Origin of the sequence: Metabacillus lacus, from assembly GCF_009674805.1 — a bacterium.
Classification (GTDB): Bacteria; Bacillota; Bacilli; order Bacillales; family Bacillaceae; genus Metabacillus_C; species Metabacillus_C lacus.
The window spans coordinates 1-23,278 of record NZ_WKKI01000023.1 but is presented as its reverse complement, the minus strand read 5'-3'; the positions used below and the strand labels follow the sequence as shown (position 1 = coordinate 23,278).

General features: G+C 41.2%; 27 protein-coding genes. 4 read left to right on the top strand and 23 right to left on the bottom strand.

Annotated elements, in window-relative coordinates; genetic code table 11:
- Positions 1-18 precede the first annotated feature (18 nt).
- Positions 19-153, top strand: coding sequence for a hypothetical protein (locus GJU40_RS21255; RefSeq protein ID WP_281350704.1), 135 nt, complete (start codon positions 19-21; stop codon positions 151-153).
- Positions 154-158: 5 nt separating this feature from the next.
- Entirely contained in the window at positions 159-284 is a 126-nt protein-coding gene (locus GJU40_RS21250; RefSeq protein WP_281350703.1) for a hypothetical protein, read from the top strand.
- 103 nt (positions 285-387) lie between these two features.
- Here GJU40_RS21250 and GJU40_RS12310 read toward each other — a convergent pair whose 3' ends face one another.
- The 3 genes from GJU40_RS12310 to GJU40_RS12300 form a co-directional block, all read right to left on the bottom strand.
- Positions 388-705, bottom strand: coding sequence for a YodL domain-containing protein (locus tag GJU40_RS12310; protein ID WP_154308055.1), 318 nt, complete (start codon positions 703-705; stop codon positions 388-390).
- A gap of 61 nt (positions 706-766) precedes the next feature.
- Positions 767-1,378, bottom strand: a complete 612-nt coding sequence (locus GJU40_RS12305) for a phosphatase PAP2 family protein (RefSeq protein WP_154308054.1) — start codon at positions 1,376-1,378, stop codon at positions 767-769.
- Positions 1,375-2,223 carry a sulfite exporter TauE/SafE family protein gene (locus tag GJU40_RS12300; protein ID WP_154308053.1) on the bottom strand — a complete coding sequence of 283 codons (849 nt, stop codon included), beginning with the start codon at positions 2,221-2,223 and terminating at the stop codon, positions 1,375-1,377. Before GJU40_RS12300 ends, GJU40_RS12305 begins: the two co-directional genes overlap by 4 nt.
- 349 nt (positions 2,224-2,572) lie before the next feature.
- On the opposite strand from GJU40_RS12300, the gene GJU40_RS12295 reads away from it, so the two are divergent.
- Entirely contained in the window at positions 2,573-3,682 is a 1,110-nt protein-coding gene (locus GJU40_RS12295) for a DUF2515 family protein (protein WP_154308052.1), read from the top strand.
- A 113-nt stretch (positions 3,683-3,795) separates the two neighbouring features.
- Here GJU40_RS12295 and GJU40_RS12290 read toward each other — a convergent pair whose 3' ends face one another.
- Complete coding sequence (locus GJU40_RS12290) at positions 3,796-3,966, bottom strand: YozD family protein (protein ID WP_343031540.1); 171 nt, start codon at positions 3,964-3,966, stop codon at positions 3,796-3,798.
- Positions 3,967-4,095: 129 nt separating this feature from the next.
- Here GJU40_RS12290 and GJU40_RS12285 point away from each other — a divergent pair, with 129 nt between their 5' ends.
- Positions 4,096-4,233 (top strand): hypothetical protein, encoded by a 138-nt coding sequence (locus tag GJU40_RS12285; RefSeq protein ID WP_154308050.1) that lies wholly within the window; start codon positions 4,096-4,098, stop codon positions 4,231-4,233.
- Here GJU40_RS12285 and GJU40_RS12280 read toward each other — a convergent pair.
- From GJU40_RS12280 to GJU40_RS12190, 19 genes are all read right to left on the bottom strand, one after another.
- On the bottom strand, positions 4,222-4,899 hold the full coding sequence (locus GJU40_RS12280) for a hypothetical protein (RefSeq protein WP_154308049.1): 678 nt from the start codon (positions 4,897-4,899) through the stop codon (positions 4,222-4,224). The genes GJU40_RS12285 and GJU40_RS12280 overlap by 12 nt on opposite strands.
- Positions 4,900-5,113: 214 nt before the next feature.
- Positions 5,114-5,341, bottom strand: coding sequence for a YozE family protein (locus GJU40_RS12275; protein WP_154308048.1), 228 nt, complete (start codon positions 5,339-5,341; stop codon positions 5,114-5,116).
- Between the two features lie 245 nt (positions 5,342-5,586).
- Complete coding sequence (locus GJU40_RS12270) at positions 5,587-5,865, bottom strand: YokU family protein (protein ID WP_154308047.1); 279 nt, start codon at positions 5,863-5,865, stop codon at positions 5,587-5,589.
- The gene (gene kamA / locus GJU40_RS12265; RefSeq protein ID WP_154308046.1) at positions 5,852-7,276 is read right to left on the bottom strand and encodes a lysine 2,3-aminomutase; all 1,425 of its coding nucleotides are present in this window, start codon (positions 7,274-7,276) and stop codon (positions 5,852-5,854) included. Before kamA ends, GJU40_RS12270 begins: the two co-directional genes overlap by 14 nt.
- Before the next feature lie 96 nt (positions 7,277-7,372).
- The gene (locus GJU40_RS12260; RefSeq protein ID WP_154308045.1) at positions 7,373-8,767 is read right to left on the bottom strand and encodes a sigma-54 interaction domain-containing protein; all 1,395 of its coding nucleotides are present in this window, start codon (positions 8,765-8,767) and stop codon (positions 7,373-7,375) included.
- 53 nt (positions 8,768-8,820) lie between these two features.
- Complete coding sequence (ablB, locus tag GJU40_RS12255; RefSeq protein WP_154308044.1) at positions 8,821-9,648, bottom strand: putative beta-lysine N-acetyltransferase; 828 nt, start codon at positions 9,646-9,648, stop codon at positions 8,821-8,823.
- A gap of 104 nt (positions 9,649-9,752) precedes the next feature.
- On the bottom strand, positions 9,753-10,958 hold the full coding sequence (locus tag GJU40_RS12250) for a Ger(x)C family spore germination protein (RefSeq protein WP_154308043.1): 1,206 nt from the start codon (positions 10,956-10,958) through the stop codon (positions 9,753-9,755).
- The gene (locus tag GJU40_RS12245; protein WP_154308042.1) at positions 10,955-12,514 is read right to left on the bottom strand and encodes a spore germination protein; all 1,560 of its coding nucleotides are present in this window, start codon (positions 12,512-12,514) and stop codon (positions 10,955-10,957) included. The genes GJU40_RS12250 and GJU40_RS12245 overlap by 4 nt, the downstream gene beginning before the upstream one ends.
- Entirely contained in the window at positions 12,495-13,610 is a 1,116-nt protein-coding gene (locus GJU40_RS12240; RefSeq protein ID WP_154308041.1) for a GerAB/ArcD/ProY family transporter, read from the bottom strand. Before GJU40_RS12240 ends, GJU40_RS12245 begins: the two co-directional genes overlap by 20 nt.
- Before the next feature lie 4 nt (positions 13,611-13,614).
- Positions 13,615-13,854: a hypothetical protein gene (locus tag GJU40_RS12235; RefSeq protein WP_170289397.1), complete on the bottom strand. Its 240-nt coding sequence runs from the start codon at positions 13,852-13,854 to the stop codon at positions 13,615-13,617.
- 177 nt (positions 13,855-14,031) lie between these two features.
- Positions 14,032-15,375 (bottom strand): 4-aminobutyrate--2-oxoglutarate transaminase, encoded by a 1,344-nt coding sequence (gabT, locus tag GJU40_RS12230; protein WP_154308039.1) that lies wholly within the window; start codon positions 15,373-15,375, stop codon positions 14,032-14,034.
- Positions 15,363-16,658 carry a peptidase gene (locus tag GJU40_RS12225; RefSeq protein ID WP_154308038.1) on the bottom strand — a complete coding sequence of 432 codons (1,296 nt, stop codon included), beginning with the start codon at positions 16,656-16,658 and terminating at the stop codon, positions 15,363-15,365. The genes gabT and GJU40_RS12225 overlap by 13 nt, the downstream gene beginning before the upstream one ends.
- 12 nt (positions 16,659-16,670) lie before the next feature.
- On the bottom strand, positions 16,671-17,336 hold the full coding sequence (locus GJU40_RS12220) for a 3-oxoacid CoA-transferase subunit B (RefSeq protein WP_154308037.1): 666 nt from the start codon (positions 17,334-17,336) through the stop codon (positions 16,671-16,673).
- Entirely contained in the window at positions 17,315-18,010 is a 696-nt protein-coding gene (locus GJU40_RS12215; protein WP_154308036.1) for a CoA transferase subunit A, read from the bottom strand. Before GJU40_RS12215 ends, GJU40_RS12220 begins: the two co-directional genes overlap by 22 nt.
- Complete coding sequence (locus tag GJU40_RS12210) at positions 18,003-19,370, bottom strand: aspartate aminotransferase family protein (protein ID WP_154308093.1); 1,368 nt, start codon at positions 19,368-19,370, stop codon at positions 18,003-18,005. Before GJU40_RS12210 ends, GJU40_RS12215 begins: the two co-directional genes overlap by 8 nt.
- A gap of 403 nt (positions 19,371-19,773) precedes the next feature.
- The gene (locus GJU40_RS12205; RefSeq protein WP_154308035.1) at positions 19,774-19,914 is read right to left on the bottom strand and encodes a hypothetical protein; all 141 of its coding nucleotides are present in this window, start codon (positions 19,912-19,914) and stop codon (positions 19,774-19,776) included.
- Between the two features lie 267 nt (positions 19,915-20,181).
- The gene (bioB, locus tag GJU40_RS12200) at positions 20,182-21,183 is read right to left on the bottom strand and encodes a biotin synthase BioB (protein ID WP_154308034.1); all 1,002 of its coding nucleotides are present in this window, start codon (positions 21,181-21,183) and stop codon (positions 20,182-20,184) included.
- A 96-nt stretch (positions 21,184-21,279) separates the two neighbouring features.
- Positions 21,280-22,746 (bottom strand): NAD(P)/FAD-dependent oxidoreductase, encoded by a 1,467-nt coding sequence (locus GJU40_RS12195; protein WP_154308033.1) that lies wholly within the window; start codon positions 22,744-22,746, stop codon positions 21,280-21,282.
- A 287-nt stretch (positions 22,747-23,033) separates the two neighbouring features.
- A partial coding sequence (locus GJU40_RS12190; protein WP_212029830.1) for a transposase occupies positions 23,034-23,278 on the bottom strand: 245 nt, incomplete at its 5' end.

Below are 23,278 nucleotides of genomic sequence, written 5' to 3'. Positions count from 1 at the left end.
TATAAGGAGGTTGTGATCTTGAAACGTGAACTTGAGCAGGCTGTGGAGCATGCAAACAATACTAATCCGCATTCAAGGGCAGGCGGCCAGCCCTCTTTATCCAAGGGTAAAAAACAAAAGAATACCAATAACATGAATAGAACCGGGAGGTAGAGAGTATGGGAAAAAAACACCGAAACCGCGTCAATTCTCCAAAAAAGAATAACCATATACCGCCAGAGGCTATTGAAGCTGAAGAAATTGCACACGGAAAAGAAAACAGTGCAAAAGAAAGAAAAAATTAATATAGCTTTTAGAAGCAGCATACTGAATTCAGCATCTTAATCCGTAGAACAAGCTAATGGTACACAATAAATAACCCCTCCTTATGGAGGGATTTCAGCTCATTCACCTAACGTGAATTCTATTTATTTTTTCCCAGCCGCCGGACTGCAGCTTGTAATAGTTTTGACCCCTCTTGCCTTCATCAATTAAAATAATATCACCAGTCGCTACATACCTTGCACAATAATCATTGGGCATGGTATCAGACACATTAAATCGCTTAAACACTTTATCCGCTACATCCTGATGGTTTCTTCCTGAAATATCCAGCCGGTACACTTGTTGATAGCCCTTATTTTGTCCATAGTGCTGAGTTTGAAAAATGGTAACATCATAAAAGCCCTTCCTCTTATTCACAGGATACAGCAATTGTAAAACCATTGTATCTCCCCCTTTACATCTTACCTTAGTAATTAGAGAAGTGACCGCTGAATTCCTTTTGCTAAAAATTTCTATTTTTGTCGAAATAATAAAAAGCTTTTATAAATAGAAGCATTAGAGCTCCCCCTAAACAAAATCCTCCAATTACATCCACAGGATAATGTACACCAAGATAAATTCTGCTTAAACCAATGAAGCTAACAAGAACAATCCCTGTTATCCAGATAACTGATTTTAAACTCTTTTGCGCTTTTAGCAGCACAACAAGCAAAAAACAGACAAAACCATAAAAAGCAGCTGAATTCATCGAATGCCCGCTCGGAAAACTGTAGTATCCGGCTGACACAACTTGCTCAAATTGGGGTCTTTCTCTCCCGAATAACCCCTTAATAAAATGATTCAGCCATCTTACAAGAAACACATTGGCTATCAACAAGACAGGAACATACAGATTTCGTTTATATAAAAATACAGCAGCTAACAAAATAGCTGCCGGAAGGATGGTCTTTATTGAACCTATGTCTGAAATCAAGATGAAAAAACTGTCCAGCTCCGGGGTTCTGTATTGCAGAATTCCCTCTGCCAGTAAAGAATCAAGTTGATTAGCCAGTTCCAGCCTTTGGACAAAAGCAGTAAGGAGAAAGCCTGCAAATAAAATCATTACTGTAATCATGTATCAGAAGTTCCTTGTTTTCGTCTGAAAACAGCTCTTGTCAGCATCATAATATATAGCACGGTGAGGAATCCGGCAAGAATACCCATACCAATCATATTGAATTCAAACAGTTTGAATATCATGCTCAGCATGGTAAAAGTGTACAGCACACCCAGCAGCAGCTTGATTTCTTTCTGCTTGTATATTAACGTTGCCCTTGCTCCAAGCTGTGCACCGAGCAGGCCGCCAATAATAAGGATGAATCCAAGAGAGAGATCTATCGGCCGTTGAATGTAATAGGTGAGAAAACCGGCAGCCACAATAAACAATACGCTGACCAGGCTGGTCCCAACCGCCTTCTTTGGATGAAAGCCGGAAAAAGCAATCAGCAGGGGAACGATAATAAACCCGCCGCCTACGCCTAGCGTAGTGGAAAGGAATCCGCCGATAAAACCAATCACTCCATAACCCAAAAGCTTTGAAGACGGCTCAAAAACCTCAAGCTCATCCTCTCTGCCTTTTCTTTGAAGAAGCATTTTATAAGCAAAATAGCCCAGCAGCACAATATAAAAAACAGGTATTAACAGTTCATCATAACCTCTGTTTTTTAAAAACATAACAAATGGATTCGCAAATTGGGTGGCGGCTACACCCGACACTGCGACTAGCAATGCAGGTTTCCAAATAATATTCTTCATTCTTAAATGAGCAAATACTCCTGAAAATGATGTTCCGATGGTATACAAAAGGCTAATTGTAATTGCGGTCACTGGTTCATAGCCCATCAATAAAAGTATCGGAGTTAAAATGAATCCCCCTCCAACTCCAAAAAAACCGGACAGGACTCCGATCAGGAGGCCCAATAAAACGTATAAGATAAGTCATCAGCCTTTCTTGTTAATATGTATCGTCCAAAAAAATTATATCATAAAACTATTTTGAATTTTTCCGGACCATTTGGTTACTATCAGCAGTGTACAAAGCTGAATATAAGCCTATGTACGCCTCTTTCCCTTAATAATAACAAAATAAAACATGCTGCCTCAGCAGCTGCAATGCCGGCAGATGTACTGCCGGCATTCCTAATGTTTTAACGGGTTTGTTCCGTGGGGCAGGTTGAACAAAAATATTAGTTATACATAATATAAAAAACACAGAAAAGTGTTAACTGATAAGTTCCTATACTTAAAAGACTGTACTGGAGGGATATTAATGAATCTCCTGAAGCATATACAAAGTTCATTTAGTAAGGATGAAGTAATGTATTCACCTTTAAAAAAATCAGAAAAAAAAGAAGTATATTCTTTGTTAAAGGCTTCCCTTAAGGAAGCAGATGATCAAGGCTTAATGAAGGAACACCACAAGCTTGTTAAAGTCATAGCAGAATCTACAGCTCTCCATAATAGAAATAATGTTACTCGTACCAGTGCCTATCTTTCTTACTACCTTAGAAATCCTGAGGTTCATTGGGCGTTTCTTGCTCACATGGTTTCTCGCAATGGCGGCTGGAGTATGACAGATTTACAAAGCGGATCCATCTCCGCTCTTTTAACCAAAAGTGAACAAACAGCTTTTTTTCATTTCCTTGAGAAAGCAAATGCCCTGATATTTCAAGATGCTTACCCGCAACTACTTATTTATGAAAAAAGCAAGCTATTACAAAAACCGTTGTTTTCTTTATTGAAATGTTTTTCAGTATCAACATTTATGAAGATGAACTGGGAATATTTTTATCAGCGGCGCTCGTCGCAGCTGCTGACGGCGGCTTTGATTACAAATGAGCAAAATCTGATTCAGCAGGTGCTGCTGTCTACCGCGCAAGTAAAGGAAATGATTTTTCAAAATGTGAAGTTTTCGCTGCAGGAGCTGATGGGCTTTACGAATGTGTTCTTTCCTTATAGTAAAGAAAAGCCCTATTATTCTCTCGCAGGTGTAGAGGTGAAGAATTTTTCAAGCCTCTCTCATCGAATTCATACCGGAAAAGTTCTTTACCACATTTTGTTTTTTCACCCTTCAGTACTTTCATCTTCATCACAGTTTGCACGTGCTGTTCCCCACTCAGGTTCCAGAAGTGATTATTGGCCTCATTTCTATTCTAAAACAAAGAATCAGAGTAAAAGAATATACAGTCCCAGTTTAGTTGAGGCATGGCCAGATGTTCCTCATGTTTACACCGTCACTTCTGACTGGTTTTGTTCAGTGAAGGATGTCGCAGGCTTTGAAAGACTTTCAAGATACAAATCCTGCGATATTACACAAGATGTCCTTAGAGAGTGCAGCATCCTTCAATTTCTCTCGGCTCTATCCCCTTCTTCCATGTGAGAGGGTAGCATTTATTTTTCTCAGCTTGAAGCGAAAGCTTTCAAATTCTTTCAAATTCAAAAAAGTATCCGTAGAGCACTATCAGCTCTTCAGGATACATTTTTCTTACAGTATTACAAATCTTCTTCTTCATCAATGATACATTTTTTCAGCAGGTATTCAAACGTGATATCTGCCAGCTCCTCCAGCTCATTTTCTGCTGGAATGTAGCCCCTTTTTGTAAGCTCCGTGTAAAAGAATTCTGCTATTTCATCCGTATCAATAACTACTTCTATTTCTTTCACAACATCGCCCCCTTGGTTATGTTTTATGAACTGTTTTTCTCTCGTATTCCTAAAAAATCTCTTTTTTATATTAGACATAACCTCGTTACGGCTTCATATATTGTAAAAAAAGGAAAAGGGGCGTTTTATATGAAGCAGTTTATAGAATTTATTGATGGAGATGGGTATGACCGCGGGATGGACATGCTGTTGAAAGGCCTTTATACAGCAATCGTATTTTTTTGTCTGCCTTACCTGCTCGCTGTGGTAACTTCACTATTCATCTAAGTCTGAAGCATAGCGTTTGATACTCTGTAGAACAAGATCCATCATTTCTTTATAATGATCGTCTTTGAACATATTGTACAGAATACGATAATCATTATAGATATCAAGCATTTCATCTATAAATATATCCGTATTTCTTTCTTCGGAGGCTTCTTTCACGATTTCCGGAACAGCTTTTTCTATATAAGATTGAACATTTTTCCCTGCATTGGCCATGTAATAGAGGAGCTGTATTTGCTGAAGATATTTTTCTGCCTCGCGATAAGGAAGGACCATGACAAGCTCTTCCTCTGCTGCTTCCAGCCATTCACCATCCGTGACTCTGACCAGCTCGTAAAGCATTTCTTCCCAGCCGTCCTCCTTGTACCTCCATATCTCTGTACGGAAACCGACGATTTTAAATAAATCTTTTCCATAACCGTTTATTTGTACAAGATCGCCAATGTAATACTGATATTCAATTTCAATCAATTCTGTTTCAAAAGCTTTTCCTTCATAATCTGAATATAGATCCAGTGCACTTTCAAAGTATAATATATCATTATGATTTACTTCATAGATGTAATGCTGATCAAGTTTATGGTGCTTGGTAATTGTCCCGACTGTCCCATACATGATAATCACGACAATATCCCCTATTTTAAACTTTGGTTTTTTTGGCTCCAAGCTTTTCTCCCCCAATGCCGTGATACTCTTGTTAAACATTATATGCAGGCAAAAAAAAACAGAGTGGGCAAACACCCCTGCATTATGTGAAATGCATAGAAGCAAAGCAAAGAGAGCTTGATCAAGTGAACAGAACTGCTGCTGGCCTCACCAGCAGTATTTTTATGTGAAGATATAAGAAAAAAGCCTTATCGGCTTTATTATGATGCCTGTCCTATTGTTCTTTCAGTACCTCCATTTTGTACTGCTCCCATGCGTCATCAAAGATTATCATGCTGTCAAGGTAATGACCGTTGAACTCTAAGTAAGAGCTGATTTCATCATAGCTTGCCGAAGTTTTTGGAAAGCTGTGATCATTGTACGCAGAATTTGCAAACTGGCTGATGCTGTCCTTTGGTTTGGGATGTCTGTATTTTAATAAATAATGATAAAAAGATTTCATGTACTTACCTCCAATTGCTGCTTAAACTTATTTTCCCATTATAGCTGTATGTTAACCAAAAGCAACCTTTAAAAGTTGCCTGGCTGATGCTGCTGGACATTTTCACTGTGAATATGGATTTTAGCATATCCCTCTATAGAAGAATAGATACCCCGGAGAAACTCTAACACTCCCCCATAGATCATCAGCATAAGTTACTTCATTAAAAAAGAATCCAGAGGTATTCTCATGGATTCTGCACGTTTTCAGTCAAATTTAAAATAATTTCTTTTTAGCAGTCTTGGCTGTTTCATTAGTTCAGAAAAGGTGATTGATTTTTCCAGCAGAGAAGTATTGATGAGCAGCAGCTGTTCTTCAATTTGTTCTATAATATTCTCCTCCTGATATGTCATCCCGCATTTCCTGCAGATAACACAGGGAGAATTTATAATCTCTATAGCCCTGCTGCCGTCAGGAAGCTCCCAGTATACAGTGTTTTTTCCCTGCTCTGCCTGTGGGGAGAAGCACCAGTCACACTTTATCATGATCGCTGCCCTCATTGGAACCGGCTTCTAGTTTTTTCAGCTGAGCCTGGTACTTCTTTTCCTTAAGTTCATCCCGCTTTTCCCGTTTGTCTTTCAGTGTGCTGTGTTCAGGGTTGGTTTCATAGGAATTGCGTCTTTCTATTCTGTTAAGCCCCTCCGGCACAAGCGTTTTATGTTTTTTGTCAAACAGTCCGGCAATACCTGCTCCGGATTTTTTTGATTCATAATCTGGATAGATGCTTGCGAAATATTCATCTGCCTTGCCGGCAGTATACTTCATTGGCTCAGGATAAGTGGTAATCACTCCTTCAAAGTTGCGCAGCACTGTTTTCTCCGGACTTTGTGAAAGGAGGTAATTGGGCTGAAGTGTTATTTTTCCGCCGCCTCCTGGCGCGTCAACTACAAAGGCGGGTACTGCATATCCGGACGTATGTCCCCTCAGCCCTTCAATGATTTCCAGTCCTTTAGATATAGGTGCTCTGAAATGGCCGATGCCTTCTGAAAGGTCGCATTGATAAATGTAATAAGGTCTCACCCTGATCTTAACCAAGTCATGCATAAGCTTTTTCATGATTGGAACGCTGTCATTTATCCCTGCAAGAATAACAGCTTGATTGCCTACAGGAACCCCTGCATCGGCAAGCATTTCACATGCTTTTTTAGCTTCTTCGGTTATTTCAATGCTTGTATTGAAGTGCGTGTTTAGCCAAATTGGATGATATTTCTTCAGAATGGTGCACAGATCTTCTGTTATTCTTTGCGGAAAAACAACTGGTGCTCTTGTACCGATTCTTATAATCTCTACATGGGGAATGGCTCTTAAATTTTTCAGGATATATTCCAGGATGGTATCATTGATCAGAAGCCCGTCACCTCCCGATATAAGAACATCTCTTACTTCGGGGGTTGCAGCAATGTAGCTGATTGCAGCATCCAGCTGCTTTTTAGGTACACCCATCCCTATCTGTCCCGAAAATCTGCGGCGGGTACAATATCTGCAGTACATTGAGCATTGATTTGTTACAAGGAAAAGAACTCTATCAGGGTAGCGGTGCGTCAGGCCGGGCACTGGAGAATCTTCATCCTCATGAAGCGGATCTTCCAGATCATACGGTGTTTTGTTAAGTTCTTTGCTGATTGGCACTGACTGCATTCTGATTGGGCATCTGCTGTCATCCTGGTTCATGAGCCATGCATAGTATGGGGTAATATTCAATGGAATGGTTTTTGTTGAAATTTTTACTCCCTCTTCTTCATCCCCGGTCAGATTCACAACTTTTTTCAAATCGTCGAGATTTCTAATTGTATTGGTCAGCTGCCAGATCCAGCTGTTCCAATTTTCTTCACTAACGTCCTTCCAAATTTCACATTCCTTCCAGTGCTTGCTGGGTTTATATAGTGAATGGTTCATTTGTCATTCCCCCTTATCCTCACCTACTATATATGCAAGAATGATGCCAAATGCATTTCAAGGCGGCATAAGTGCCCTCAATGCAAGATCCTGTGGTCATGGATGCCTGATTTCCGGCATGTATTTCAGTTTATACTGCAGAGTCTGCCGGGGAATTTGAAGGAGAGCAGCCGCTTTCGACACGTTCCCGCCTGTTAAGAATAGCGCCTCCTCAATACAACTGCGCTCATAATTTTTCAGCTTTTCTTTTAATCCTGAAGATTTTCCAATGTGTATTGTGCTTTCTTCCAGACTTGCTCCTGAGATTCTTTGCGGTAGGTGCTGGGGCAGAAGAGTGCTTCCTTCCATGATGTTCATTGAATATTCTATGGTATGTTTCAATTCACGGATATTGCCCGGCCAGGAGTAAGAAAGAAGTATGTTCTCAGCAGCAGGATGAATGCCTGTTACATTTTTGAAGAACTCTCTGTTATAAGCTCTGATAAAATGGTCTGCAAGCATCAGGATATCTTCCTGCCGCTGTTTTAATGGCGGCAAGCTGATTGTAAAAACTGATAATCTGTAAAATAAATCATGACGCAGCACACCTTCCTCTGCAGCAGAGAAAGGTTCTTTATTCATAGCTGCAATGATTCTGACATCCACTGATTTGCTGTCACAACTCCCAATTCTTCTTACTTCCTTTTCCTCCAAAACTCTCAGCAGCTTAGCCTGAAGGTGAAGGGGCATAGACTGCAGTTCATCAAGAAACAAAGTGCCTCCGTCTGCAATCTGTAACAACCCGGGACGGTCAACTGCTCCGGTAAAGCTTCCTTTTGCCGTCCCAAATAAAATGCTCTCCAGAAGGTTCTCTGGCAGGGCAGCACAGTTCTGCGCAATAAAAGGTTTATCACTCCGGGGAGAAGCCTCATGCAGAGCTTGTACGAACAATTCCTTGCCCGTTCCTGTTTCACCTGAAATCAGCACAGTCGAAGAATGCTTTGCAGCTTTTCTTGCTTGCTCCACTGTTTTCTTCATCAGGGCGTTCTGCGTAATAATGCTGTCAAAGGTGGTTTTTTCAATCTTGCCTCTCTGTTTTTGCAAGGCAGACTGTGAGAATTTCTGCTGAAGATCAACCAAAGTTTCAGACAGTGCTTTTACGGCTGTATAGTCTTTGGCTATCTCAACTGCGCCTAGAAGTGTACCATGATGAAAAATTGGATAAGTGGAGTTAACGGTTTCTATTTTCCTGCCAGCGCTATTCACATAACACTGCAGAATATTTAATTTGGCTTCCCTCGTTGCCAGGACAGAAAGAAGGGTGCTGTTCTGGCTGTTTAGTGAAGGGAACATATCAAGAATATGCCTCCCGATTACATTCTGCTGCTCCAGACCGTCATGAAGCGCAGCTCTTTGATTATAAATCACCGTCATTCCCTCAGCGTCTACAGCATGAACACCTTCACCGGTTTTTTCGAGAATATCAGCAAGCAAGATTTCCAACATGCTCATACTGCACGCCTCCCGCTCATTTTTTTGCCGGCAATGCCGAATTTTAAGCAACTTCAACTTAACAACTTGCACCAAACGTTCATGTTTTCTAAGTCCTTGTGAATATAGCAGTTATTTGTCAGCCTGCCTGTATATTGATATTGAAGCTGATGCAATACAGAGTTCATGCCAAAGCTTTGTGCTCTTGCAATAGAATAAGCACAGTAAATCTTTTTTTTCACAAGCTCTTGTTCAAGCCGCAGAAGGAGCTGCTGCATGAGCTGATAACCCCTGTATTCCGGCAAAGTGGCACAATCCGTCAATTCAGCACTGTCCCTTGCACCATTGATATCAGCGGATGCAGCACTGATGATTTTTCCTGAATGTTCCGCGAGATAATAGACTGTATGCGTCATCGTTTTTTGAATGTACTGAGGTTGAAATATAGGTGTGGGGTATACATCAAACACTTTACAGTAAAATTCACTCATTTTTATTGCATCATGAACGTTTGCCCGGCGGATTGAAAAGCCAGATTCCCTGTTGATGGAAGTTGATGATTTCTGAAATACCTTCTCGAGCAGGTTGTCTTCTTCTATCCACGAATTCGTACTTCTGCGGTTTTCAGAGAGATATTTTGCAGCAAGAAAAGCATGCTCATTTCTGCCAAAGTAGTGAAGAATCACAGCTTCGGTTGTAAATCCTTGTGAAATAAGAGTAATCTGATCTTCCTTCTGTCCTTTTACAATCACCTTTTCCAGCTTTTTCTCATTCGAGAGCTCCATTATTTTATTCAGTGCTGCAAGCAAGCTGCCCCCATACGACTCAAGCTTAGCCCTTTTATTATAGATATCAACCTCATAACGCATTGTGTTGCTGCCGCATTCATATATTTGTTCCATGCTCTGCCCCCCATTATTAAACCTTACTGCAGGCTGAATAAAAATATGCTTTCCAAAAGGAAAGCATATCTCCGCTGACTGATTGTGTTCAACACATGGTATTTTCACTGTTCTTCATCTGTCGTAACATTTAAAAAGCTTTCACCGCGCACGCCTGATCTTCTAAGCCTGACTTTGATGTTCACATCTACTTCAGCTTCTGAGAAAATCTCATCCCATTGATGCTTAATATTTTGAAAATCTTTATAATTGGATCTATAGTACGTTTCACCAAATCCAAAGATATCACTCTGAAAATCCTGCTGTACCTTTTGAATCGTTTCTTTAATGCCGTCTCCAATTACTTTTTCCAGTTCTTCCGTAATTTGATCATATGTTTCTTGTTTACTAAGATCTAAAGGACATTGAGTGCCGTGCAGTCGTGTTTCACTAATATTGTCCACATGAAGCGTGTACTTGCCATTATGTTTGGTGACTCTCATAGAAGAGTGTGAAGAGGAAACCCGTGCTGCAGCAAACTTATCTTCTTTGGCATTGCATTGATAACTGACCGTCGTTGCTTTCAGGTCTTGAGTCCAGAGATAATTTCTTGATTCTTCTATATCTAAGTATCCCTGCAGCTTATCATTCTTGAACAGTCCGATCCCATCTAAAAGTACCCTTGTTTCATTTGAGATCTGTTTATTATTTTCAACAGAGCCTCCCGCTTTCGGATCACCCTCTATGCTTACAGCGAGCGCTACAGGATGCCTTCCTTCCGTAGTAATGGAATGAATAAAATCAGTCAGCCTTACTTCAGGCACACCTCCATAGTCTTGATATAAGCTTTCGATCTGTGCATCAAGCTTTAATGAAGGAACTTTTCTGATCGGATATGTAATGGAAATAATATCGGAAGCTTTATTTCCCTTTGAAATTAATAAACTGAAATCATTTCGGAATTCTCCGGTTCTGTCCAAAAAATCCAAGATGTCATTCAGGCCCTCTTTCGCAACACTTTCATCAAGAACAATGACTCTTGTATGAGAGTAGATCAGCCTTCTCATCAAACCTTCATTCAACCTGTTAATCAGCGCTGAAATTGAGTTTCCCTCCTGGCTGTATAATGTAACAGGTGCGTTGCCCTCCCCTCCATCCGGAGCCATTTCGCTTTCGTTAACTGTTTCAACTGTCAGTTTGTATTTGGCATTTTCCCCCTTCTCAATGGCAATGCCTGTTACAATGGATAATTTATTTATTTCAATTAAATCCCAGCATCCCGACAGCATAAAAACAAGACAAATGGCAGCTGCTGATTTTAATAGGTTCACGTTGTCTCACCATCTTGTTCTTGTATTTTCTCAGAAACCTGCGGCTTTAGATAAGAAGGCTTTTTCCTGTTGGCCCAAATGGGCGTTCTGATCATGACATCGTCTTGATCTCCTTTTGAAAAAGGAGCAAACGGGATTAAATAAGGCACCCCGAAGGATCGCAGGCTTGTCAGGTGAATAACCATAACCACCAACAGCAGCAGTACGGCATACAGGCCCATCATAGCTGCCCCCAGTATGAGGATAAAACGAAGAAGCCTGGTCGACATTGAAAAATTATATATTGGCGTTACAAAACTCGAAATGGCAGTAAACGCCACTATAATAATGAGTACATTGGATACAAGACCGGCTTCCACGGCTGCCTGGCCGATTACAAGCGCACCCACAATGGACACTGTTTGTCCTACCGCTCGCGGCATTCTGACGCCTGCTTCCCGCAAAATTTCAAAAGTCAGCTCCATCAGGAGAATTTCGACCACGGCTGGTACAGGCACACTTTCACGCTGAGCCTGTATACTGATTAACAAGGCAGTCGGCATCAGCTCGGGATGAAAAGTGGTAAGCGCCACGTATAAGCTCGGCAGAATCAAAGAAATCATAAAGGCGATATAACGAATCAGCCGGACAAAGCTTGCCATAAAAAAAGGCTGATAATAGTCTTCGGTTGCCTGAAAGAAATCTGAAAACACAGATGGAACCACGAGGACGAACGGGCTTCCATCAACAAGTATGGCTGCCTTTCCTTCCATAAGGTTTGCCGCTATACTGTCAGGTCTTTCTGAATTAAGAATCAGCGGAAACGGTGTAAACGTTTCATCTGTTAAAAATTCTTCAACATTTCCGGAATCTAAGATGGCTGAAGTATTAATACTGTTCATTCTGCTCCGTATCTCTTCCACTATTTTCGGGGAGGTGTAGTCATTGATATAAGCCAATACGACTGTGGTGCGTGATTCAGCCCCAATAATGCTTGCTTCAAAACGAATTCTCGGGTTTTTGACTCTTCTACGGATCAAACTCATATTTGTTTGAATATCTTCTACAAATCCATCTTTTGGTCCTCTTAATATCGTTTGTGTACTGGGTTCGACAATCGTTCTTTTTTCTATTCCACCCACTTGCAGCGCTAGCATCTCTGGTATTCCATTGAAGGATATAACTACATGGCCTGTAACAATCTTCCACAGCAGTTCGTGGAACGTGGTAACCAAGGAAGAAGATCTGTCAGCATACAGCAGTTTCTTGAGTTCTCCCAGTGACTTGATAACTTTAGCATCCTTTTGTTCATCATACGTAACAGACAGCGGCTGCCAGATTTCCAGAGCAACCTTTTGCTTATCTGCCATACTGGATAGATAACAGATAAATCCCGTTTGATCTCCAAGCAGCATATCCTGAACAATTAAATCATATGAATCTCCAAATACTTTGGAAATCACTTCTTTATTCTCGCTGATGTCAGAGTAAAGCTCTTTCTGCACCCGGAGTGAATCCACGAGCTCCTTGATCAAGTCGTATTCGGGATGTTGATTTTCAGGATTTGTGTTCTTCATATGCTTTCTCCTTTTTTTTGAACTTTAAAAAAAGAAGCAGCGCAAGCACAGCAGGAAAGCCAAATTGAAACGGGATATGCAAATAGATAGGGACAAACTCCAGACCTTCCATCAAATGTTCAGCCAAGTCCTCACTAATTAAGACAGAAATAAAAGCGATTAGCAATCCTATTGGAAATACAAAATCTTTATAACTGCGCCCAAAAAGTTTTTGCATGCCCAGCAGTCCCCCATAAAAAAAAATTCCAACCTTAACGATAATTCCGAACATCATCACAAACACGATAATTAAATCAACTCTTTCTATAAAATCGAGCAGCGATATTTCCCTTGCTGCACTCAGCAAAGGAAAATTAGATCTCGATTTCATATCAACTCCCAATGTCATCAATTGAATAATGGTGGTTAAACAGATGATAACAGTGCTTGTAAGTACTGCTAACAGGGAGGCTGTTAATACTTTTTTCTGAGGGTTTATCAATGGAAGCAGTAAAGTAAATGCGATCACTTCGCCGAATGGAAAAGTGATCATAGAAGGAAACAAAACCTTCAGGACTGGCTGCAAACCTTCTGCCAGAACAGGCAGAACATTCGTATACTTTATCTCCCCTGACATGAACAAGCCGGCTGCAAGAAAAAGAATAAACACAACTACATATGGCATGAAAACTTCTGACGTTCTGCTTAACACTTCAATGCCAAGATATAAAGCATATCCAATCACAAGGATCATTGTTATTGAGATAATTTCAACAGGGGTGTTGATAAAAATGGATGACACGAGCAATTCATCAAAGTCTCTTAATACCCTTGCAGATAAATAGAAAAAGTAAACGGTGTACATCATGATTACAGGCTTTGCCACCCATTTTCCAATTCCAGCTTCTACTGCCTCATAAAGATTTTTACCTGGAACCATAGAGAGAAGCCAATAGTAAAAAGCAATAATAATCATCCCTGCCAGGCCTGCAAGAATAACAGCAATCCAGGCATCCTGTTTAGCATTGTTTCCAGTACCGACGACAATCGTACTGCCTACTTGAAAAATGACAATTAAAATGAAATATTGCAACAAAGAAATTTTCTGGTTTTTCATCGTATCACCCTGAATGAGAGGAAGATTTTTTTCCGGTTTTCCTGCGGTTCATTACATCTTTTCTTACAGCAAGAAACAAACCTGCAGCGAGTCCTGCATATACATAACCTTCTCTAGTTCCTATATAGATGAAAAAAATGTTCGCCATCACTTCCTGAAGGGTATGATATTCCAGAAATAAATCAATCACAACGATCAAGCCCAGCAAAAATGAAAGTACCGTTATAAACCCAAGAGTAACCATCTCATCCACCTTTTAGTCAAATGCCTATGCAGTCATTATTCACTTATTTTGCTGAATTATGTAAAAAGCTGTTTTCTCCTTTGAGTATTAAATCTCCCATTCAAAAATGAAAACTTGTCATCAAACATACGCAAACAAAAGAAAAACCAACAAAAAAAGAAACCCGCTTCGGGCTTCTCAATTCTCTGAAAATGATAAAAAAGCTTCTTTTATAGCATCCATTCCCTCATCAAGCTGATCTCTCGTAATAATCAGCGGGCATAGAAAACGAATCACATTTCCATAAAGACCCGCGCTCATAATGATCACGCCTCTCTCTCGTATTGCTGCTAGTATTCTGTCTGTTAAAGGTTTATCTGGCAGCCCAGTTTCCGGATTAGTGATTTCTATGGCAGCCATAGCGCCAAGCCTTCTGAATTCTCCTATAAAACTGCAGTGTTCCTGTAATTGCAGAGATGCCTTCTCAATTGTGCCGCCAATTTCCTCAGCCTTATTCAGCAGCCCTTCATTTTTTATTTTCTTAATCACTTGTAAAGCAGCTGTGCATCCGAGCGGACTTCCTCCAAATGTTCCGCCTATTTCTCCAATGGCAGGGGCATCCATTATGTGTGCAGCTCCGGTTACTGCGCTGATGGGCACACCTGCTGCAATCGATTTTGACATTGTGATCAAGTCAGGGACAACACCAAAATGCTCAATCCCAAACCATTTTCCAGTGCGGCCAAATCCTGTTTGTACCTCATCGCTGATCAACAAAATACCGTGCTCTTCACAAATTTTCTTGATGGATTGAACAAAATGAGAGGATGGAATCACAAATCCGCCCTCCCCTTGAACAGGTTCAAGTATAAAAGCAGCAATCTGATCAGGTGGAACTTCTGTCAGGAAAAATCGCTGAATCGCCTGTAAGGCCTCTGAATCTATTTCTTCTGCAGTTTTTGGCCTTTGCTGATAATAATATGGAAACGGAAGCTTATACACATCAGGAACAAAAGGACCAAATCCATTTTTATAAGGATTTACTTTACTTGTTAGTGTCATAGCCATATACGTTCTTCCGTGAAATCCTCTCTCAAAGGAAACAATGGCTTTTCTTCCTGTGTAGCGTCTTGCAATTTTAACTGCATTCTCAACTGCTTCAGCACCAGTGCTGAGAAAAAAAGTCTTTTTCTTGCCATCTCCGGGAGCAAGAGTATTTAACTCTTTGGCCAATTGAATATAAGGTTCATACATCATGACATGGAAGCATGGATGAACATATTTTTCGGCTTGATTTTTGATTGCAGCAACAACCTCTTTGGGTGTATGGCCTGCATTTAGAGTCCCAATTCCACCCGCAAAATCAAGAAACACATTTCCATCCACATCTTTTGCTGCAGCGCCGTTTGCTTCTTCAAGAAACGTTTCCATTGTATGAAATGGGCCTCTGGGAACATGCTCGTGCCTCAGTTTTAGAAGTTTACTGGCGTTTGGTCCGGGAATGGAAGTTTTTATTTCAATCGTCTTTTTCAGTTTTCCCATCTAGCTTCCTCCTCTTCATCAGCTCTTTCACACCAGTCTATCAAAAGCAGAACGATAATTTTTGCAGCTGTTTGCAAATCTTTAATTCTAATATATTCGTTGGGGAAATGTGCGGCCTTTGTGACACCAGGCCCAAATACAATAGAAGGTATATCTCCTGCTTCTTGAAGCAGCCCTGCGTCTGTTCCCCATGGCGAGGCTTCAATCACCGGCTCCTTTTGCATTACCTCCCTGCAGGAGTTTTTCAGAGCCGTCAGCAGAGGGTCATTACTGCCAAGGCTGTTGGGAAGCCACCGGGCACCAAACCATTCTAGTTCAGCAGGATGGTCCCGGAACCATTTATCTGACATCTTCATTTTTTCCAGGGCTTCTGCCATCTCTGCTTTCACATCTTCAGCTTTTTCTTCCGGTGCAATTCCGCATCTTCCTTCTATCACTACAGTGTCTGCTACTGAGGAAGGCCAGCTTCCACCCTGTATTTTCCCAATATTAATAGGAACCGGGATGGGAATATTTTGATAGAGGGGATCTGAAATTCTTTTATTTCGGACCTTTTCCAATGCAGACAGAGCTTCAATGACAGAGATTGCTTTGTGAATGGCACTGATGCCCTCATATCTTGTTCCCCCATGAGCAGATCTCCCTCTGACTGTAATTCTGAACCACATTGACCCTTGCTGTTTTTGGAATATTTTCAGGTTGGTCGGTTCGGGAATGAGAGCTGCATCTGCCTTGTATCCCCTTAATAAGGCCGCTAGCGTGCCAGCTCCCCCGCACTCCTCATCTACAACACTCTGAAAAATAACATCTCCTTTTAAAGCTACGTCACATTCAGTCAGTGCCTGGAGGGCCATCAGCATAGCCGCATTTCCTCCCTTCATATCCGTGCTCCCCCGGCCGTAGAGCTTTCCGTCTTTGATCACAGCGGAATAAGGGTCATCTGACCATTGGCTGCGGTCTCCTTCCGGCACTACATCAATATGACCATTGAGAATCATGGACTTACCGCCGCCCCGGCCTCTTTTAATTGCAACAAGATTAGGACTATCTTTAAAGCTTTTTCTGTCAGAAACAAAGTAAGGAGAAGCTTTTAATTGCTTTATGTCAGGTTCCCAAATGTCTATCATCAGTCCGAGCTGCCTGCACTTTTCAATCATGATGGCCTGGGCAGATGCTTCATTGGCATATATGCTCCTTTCCTGAACTGTCTTTTTCAGCAGTCTGACTGCTTTGTGTTCGTTCTTATCAATCCACTCGCATAACTGTTTCCGTACCTCTTCCATCTCATCGCCCCTTTATGGAGTAAGCCTTTCTTTTGACTCCCACTGATACACAGGTGCTTCCGTAGCTGTAACTATTTCATTCAACGTACTGTCTCCCATTTTTTCTATTAAAAACAGCCGCTGATCTTCTATTTTAAATACAGCCATTTCTGTTATCACCATGTTGACACATGAAGAAGCTGTGACTGGAATGGTACATCGACTCACAATTTTCGGCTCCCCTTTTGAAGTAGTGTGGCTCATAACGACAATCACTTTTTTAGCTTTTTGGGCAAGTTCCATAGCTCCACCCATACCTGGCACTTTTTTCCCGGGAACAATCCAGTTGGCAAGATCACCGGTTCCGCTGACTTGCAAAGATCCTAGTATTGTTACATCAATCCGGCCCCGGCGAATCATGCCAAAAGCTGTTGCTGTGTCAAAGTATGAGGCGCCCTTAACAGCCGTAACCGGATAGCCTGCGGCATTGCATAGATGTTCATCTTCCATGCCGTGAGGCGGAGGAGGTCCCATGCCAAGCACGCCATTTTCAGCTTGTATCATGATTCCTTGACCATTTTCCAAATAGGCTGGAACCAGTGAAGGAATTCCAATTCCAAGATTCACAATGCTGCCTGGCTGAATCTCCTTTGCAGCTCTTTTCGCAATTTCTTCCCTTATATGTCTTCCCATGCCCATTTCCAATTCACCCCGCTGCTTTTAACTACCGATGTTACAAAAACGCCTGGGGTGATAATTGCCTCTTCTTCTATTGACCCCAGCTCCTGATATTCACATATTTCCGCAATCGTACGGTCAGCTGCCATAGCCATAAGTGGATTCATATTTCTGGCTGTTTTGTCGTAAGTCAGATTGCCAAAAGAGTCTCCTTTCTGTGCGTAAATCAATGAATAATCTGCCGTTAGGGGTTCTTCCAGCAAATACACTTTGCTGCCGGAGGTTATCACCTTTTTATTTCTCGTCACATGTTCATTGTTCATGCCGATATCAACGAGAATTCCGCCCAGTCCCACGCCGCCTGCACGAATTCTTTCAGCTAATGTACCTTGAGGTGAAAATTCAATTATCATTCTTCCTTGCTCCATCATTGTGCCAGCCCCGGGATTCGACCCAATATGAGAGGCTACCAGCCTTTTCACCCTGCCAGCAGTAACAAGCCTGCCTACACCAATGTCAGGAAAACCGGCATCATTGCAAATAATGGTTAACCCGCTGGTCTTCTGATTCAGCAATGCCTGAATAAGAGATGGAGGGCTGCCAACTCCGCCAAACCCTCCCACCATAATGGTTGCGCCATCTTGAATATCTTGGATGGCAGAAGTCACGCTTTTCAATTTCGATATTTCAGCCATGCTGAGGTCCGCCTCTCCCCATTACTGTCAGCATTTCTTCAGCTTTCTTTAACGTTTGATGGAGTATGCTCACCAGCTTATTCACTTCAACTTCTGTTATGTTCAGCGGCGGTGCCAGGAGAACTGCATCTCCTTCTCGTCCATCGATTCCGGCTGAAGAGGGATATAACAGCAAACCTAGATCTTGTGCAAGCCGTGTAATCAGCGAGGTAATATTGTAATCCTTCGGAAAGGGCTTTGCTGAAATTTCACTGTTGGCAACAAATTCTATTCCAAGAAGAAGGCCTTTCCCTCTCACATCTCCTATCATGCTGAATTCTTCCTTCAGGTTCTGCAGCTTCTTCATCAGCAGAATCCCTATTTTTTCGGCATGCTGAATCAAATTCTCTTTTTCAATGACCTTTAGCACGGCAAGTGCCGCTGCAGCAGACTGAGGATTAGCACTGTAAGTATGGCCGCTCATAATGAGATTGGAGCCTTTTTTAATTGTGCAGAGAATGTCATCACTTACAATAACTGACGCAATAGGAGAGTAGCCTGCGCTCAGCCCTTTGCCCAAGATAGATATATCAGGGACAGTCTGCCAATGCTCCATTGCAAATGCTTTTCCGGTTCTTCCCGCTCCAGTCATAACTTCATCAGCTATGAAGAGAATAGCATTTTCATTGCATATCTCCTTTATGCGCTGATAATAGCCTTCTGGAGGTGAAATGGCTCCTCCTGCTGCACCTATCACAGGTTCGGCGATAAAGGCTGCAACATGCTCCTTTCCAGTTCTGTCAACAGCAGTTTGAAGCTCTTCTGCACATTTCAAGCCGCAGGAAGGATGAGATAATTGATAAGGGCAGCGATAGCAGTATGGAGGGGACACTGCAGGACTGCTTTCAAGATGCGAAAAAAACCTTCTTCGTCTTTCGGTATGACCTGATAAAGAAAGAGCACCAATCGTAATGCCATGGTAGCTCATCCATCTGGAAATAATATGTGTTTTTCTTCCCTGGCCTTTTTCCTGCCAATATTGCAGTGCTATTTTTACAGCAGTTTCTACCGCTTCAGAACCGCTGTTAACAAAAAATGACCAATTCAAATCTTCAGGAGCCATGGCAGCAAGCTTATCCGCCAATTCTTCCGCAGGCTGATTGGTAAATTGAGATCTGTATACAAAAGAAATCTTTCCGGCTTGTTCATTCATAGCTTCAATCACTTCTTTACAGCCATGTCCAATGCTGCAGGTGACTGCTCCTGAAGAGCCGTCTATATACGCCTTTCCTTCTGAATCATATAAATAAATGCCGTTTCCATGCGAGATTTCTTTATAGCTTCCATCCAGCACAGGTTTAATGAGATAGCTGCCGGGCATTACTACACCTCTTTCCCTTCTCCTTCCATTCATTATATGAAGTGATTTCATACCTTATTTATAAAAAGTATGCCGGCCTGTACAAATTCAGAATGGGAAGGAGCTCAGATACCATGCTGATGGGAAGATCGGCAGCAAGTATAGGGGCAAGTTTTCATTCTTAAACAGATGATCATAGAAATTTCAGAACGAAAATAGCAATATCTTCTGGCTGGGCTGGATTCATTTTTTTAGGGATTACTGGTTTAATATACTTTTTATAAACAAAAATGAAAGGTTCTTTATTTCAACTTGAAAATCAATACTATATTGAACATAGCCAACAAAATAAAACAGTCTATGAGTAAATTAATTCCCTTTCACCTTCAGCCAAACAATTCTTACCTTGAAATCATTCTGCTGATTATCTACTGCTTTTTTTTAAAAATGTAATAATAGCTGCTGCACTTATGATTACCAAAGTGCCTGTTACTACATATATAAATGGGTGTACAACAACAAAATAACTGTCTTGAAATTGATAATTGCTACTTCCCAACTGCATTTGTGCACCTCCTGAAGTTTATGAAATACCATGAAGAATCGAAGAAAGAAACTTAATTTCAATTTACAATCTTTGAAATACTATACTACGTAGACATTCTCTTTATAATATTAGTACTTACTGAATTTGAATGAATACTAATTCTCTCCAGGATCTCATTTCTCCTTCCGAAAGTTAACTGACCAGTAGACTTAGAAAAACACAGTTTTAACAGTCTCATAAAAAAAGTGCCGGAAATTAAAACACTTTTCCGGCACTTTCACTTATCTATACAGTGAATTTCAATTCTTCCTTAGGTTGATGAAACTCAACTTCAAACCCCAAATCTTTCAGCATGTTATGATCTTCTGTGGTTTCTTGTCCGGCAGTTGTTAAATAATCACCGACAAAGATGGAGTTTGCCGCATATAAACCCAGAGGCTGAAGTGTGCGAAGATTGACTTCCCGGCCCCCGGAAATACGAATCTCTTTACTAGGATTTATAAACCTGAATAATGCCAGCACTTTTAAGCAATATCTTGGGTTTAATTCATCCGTACCCTGCAAAGGCGTTCCATCAATTGCATGAAGAAAGTTAACCGGGATGGAGTCTGCATCAAGCTCTTTGAGTGCGAACGCCATATTCACTACATCTTGCAATGTTTCTTTCATACCTATTATCACGCCAGAGCAAGGAGAGATACCGGAAGCCTTTACTTTTTGTATTGTTTCAATTCTATTCTCGTATGTATGTGATGTGGTAATGTTCTCATGATGTTCTTTTGAAGTATTGATATTATGATTATATCTTTCCACTCCTGCGGTTTTCAGCTTCTCTGCTTGTCCGTCCTTCAGTATCCCAAGGCAAGCACAAATTTTAAGGCCAAAGCGCTCTTTGATTTCTGTAACAGCTTCCGCGATGTTATCAACTTCTTTGTTCGAAGGGCCTCTGCCGCTTGCTACGATACAATATGTACCGGCATGTAAGCGATATGCTTGTTCCGCACCTTTTATAATACTTTCCTTATCAAGCAGTCTGTACTTTTCTATCGGCGCTTCAGAGATACTGGACTGAGAGCAGTATCCGCAGTTTTCCGGACATAGTCCAGATTTCGTGTTGATAATCATATTCAATTTCACTTTCTTGCCGTAATAATGCTTTCTAATTTTAAAAGCGCCATGCAGCAGGAGCAGCAGCTCATCATCCGGGCTATTAAGGATGTAGAGCGCTTCGTCGTTTGATAATGTTCTTCCTTGGATTACTTGTTCTGCCAGTGTCAGATAATTCATTCAATTCCCTCCCTCTAAAATAAGGGTAGAGAAGAACAATCATTATGTCAACCATTATCGAAATCGAGTTAACAAAAAAAGGCGGAATATCCGCCTCTATACAAGAACCTCTTTATTAGTGGAAATACTTAAGCTCTTTCGTAAAATGTCCTGTGCTATCCAGACACCGCAAGCCCCAGCCTGTGCCAGTCCCCTGGTAATACCTGCGCCATCTCCGCCAACATACAGGCCGTCTATTTCTGTTTCAAATACATCATTCAATTTAGGGCGTGCAGAATAAAATTTTGCTTCAACGCCATAAAAAAGTGTATGCTCAGAAGCCAGACCTGGCGATACTTTATCAAGGGCTTCAGTCATTTCGATCAAGCTTTTCATTGTGTTATATGGAAGTACCAGCCCAAGATCTCCCGGCACAGCCTCTTTTAACGTTGGCTCTAGAAAGCCCTCTTTAATTCTGTTGTCTGTCGATCTTCTTCCTTTTAATATATCACCGTACTTTTGTACGATAAGTCCTCCGCTTGACAGCTTGTTTGCCAGACTTGATACCTCATGTGCATATTCATTCGGCTTATCAAACGGTTCTGAAAAACGGTGAGACACGAGCAGGGCAAAGTTGGTGTTGCTGCTGCCGAGCTTAGGATCTTTATATGCATGGCCATTTGCAAGCATTGTACCCGAATGATTTTCTACAACTACATGGCCGGAAGGATTGCTGCAAAATGTTCTAACCTGGGTGCCGACAGAAGTATTAAAGATGAATTTTCCTTCGTACAGGTTTTTATTGATCTCTTCCATGACAATATCTGAAGTTTCAACGCGGACGCCAATATCAACCTGATTGTTCATCATGCTAAGCCTGCGTTTTTTCAGCATGGAGCTCAGCCATGTTGATCCATCCCGTCCTGGAGCAACCACAACTTTTTCTGCAGTGATCTTCTCACCGTTTTTTAACAGAATTCCTTTAGCGATATGTTTACCTTCCACTTTTTCAGTTATAAGATCTTCCACTTCTGCTTTAAATACCATGTCAATTTTCTTTTTCAGATGTTCAAAAATGCTTTTTAAAATTTCAAGGTTCTGCTCTGTTCCCAAATGCCTCACTTTTGCCCGCAAAAGCTTCAAACCTGCAGCATATGCCCGGCGTTCAATATCTTTCACTTCTGGTGTTAAAGGATCTGTAATTGTATCAGTTGCACCATGCTTTAAATTTATAGAATCAACGTATTTTATCAGTTCCACTACCTTGCTTTCAGGAAGATAGTCTGTCATCCATCCGCCAAATTCACTTGTTATGTTAAATTTTCCGTCAGAATACGCTCCTGCTCCTCCAAAACCATTCGTGATGGAACAAGCCGGAAGACAGCCTGCAAATTCTTTTCTGCCTGCAGCCGGCGGACATTTTGAAATTTTCTTTTGAAGTATAGGGCAATTACGTTTATATATGTCGTGGCCTTTATCAATCAGCAGCACCTTCGCATGAGGTGACTTTTCCATTATTTCATAACATGTGAAAATCCCTGCCGGTCCTGCACCAACAACAATCACGTGATAATTTTCTTTCATTAATAACTCCCCCAATGTACAACAATTTCATTCATTTATCTTGCGCCTTGGTAATAATAACAAAATAATTAAAGGTAAGTCAATCAATATACGAACTATTTTTATGTATAACTTATTAACGTTCGTAAATTGATGGATTTATCATCATGAAAAAAAGGTCCGTAACGGACCTCAGCTTGTGGAGAAAGGTACTATATGTTTCTTCCACAAGCTTTTTTATTCTTTGTAATTTCTCTTTTTTCATCGATCTACACATTTTTTGATTTAAAAAGCTCAGATCGCCACTATTATCCTAGCTTGGCTAGGTGTGTGGCGATCTTTTTCATATTCTGGCACGCTGCGGTGAGCAACACTTGCTCACTCGCATTGGGTAATCCCCGTAACCGGCAATAGCGAAGCCCATGCAGTTCTTTTGAATCTGCGAAGCTTCGCTCTACTTTCTCTTTTCTAAATTTATAAAGCATTTTTCCGGAGAGGGAGAGTCTGTTTAGACGCACCTTCTCTTTGTATTCTTCCCACACATGGCGGGTTA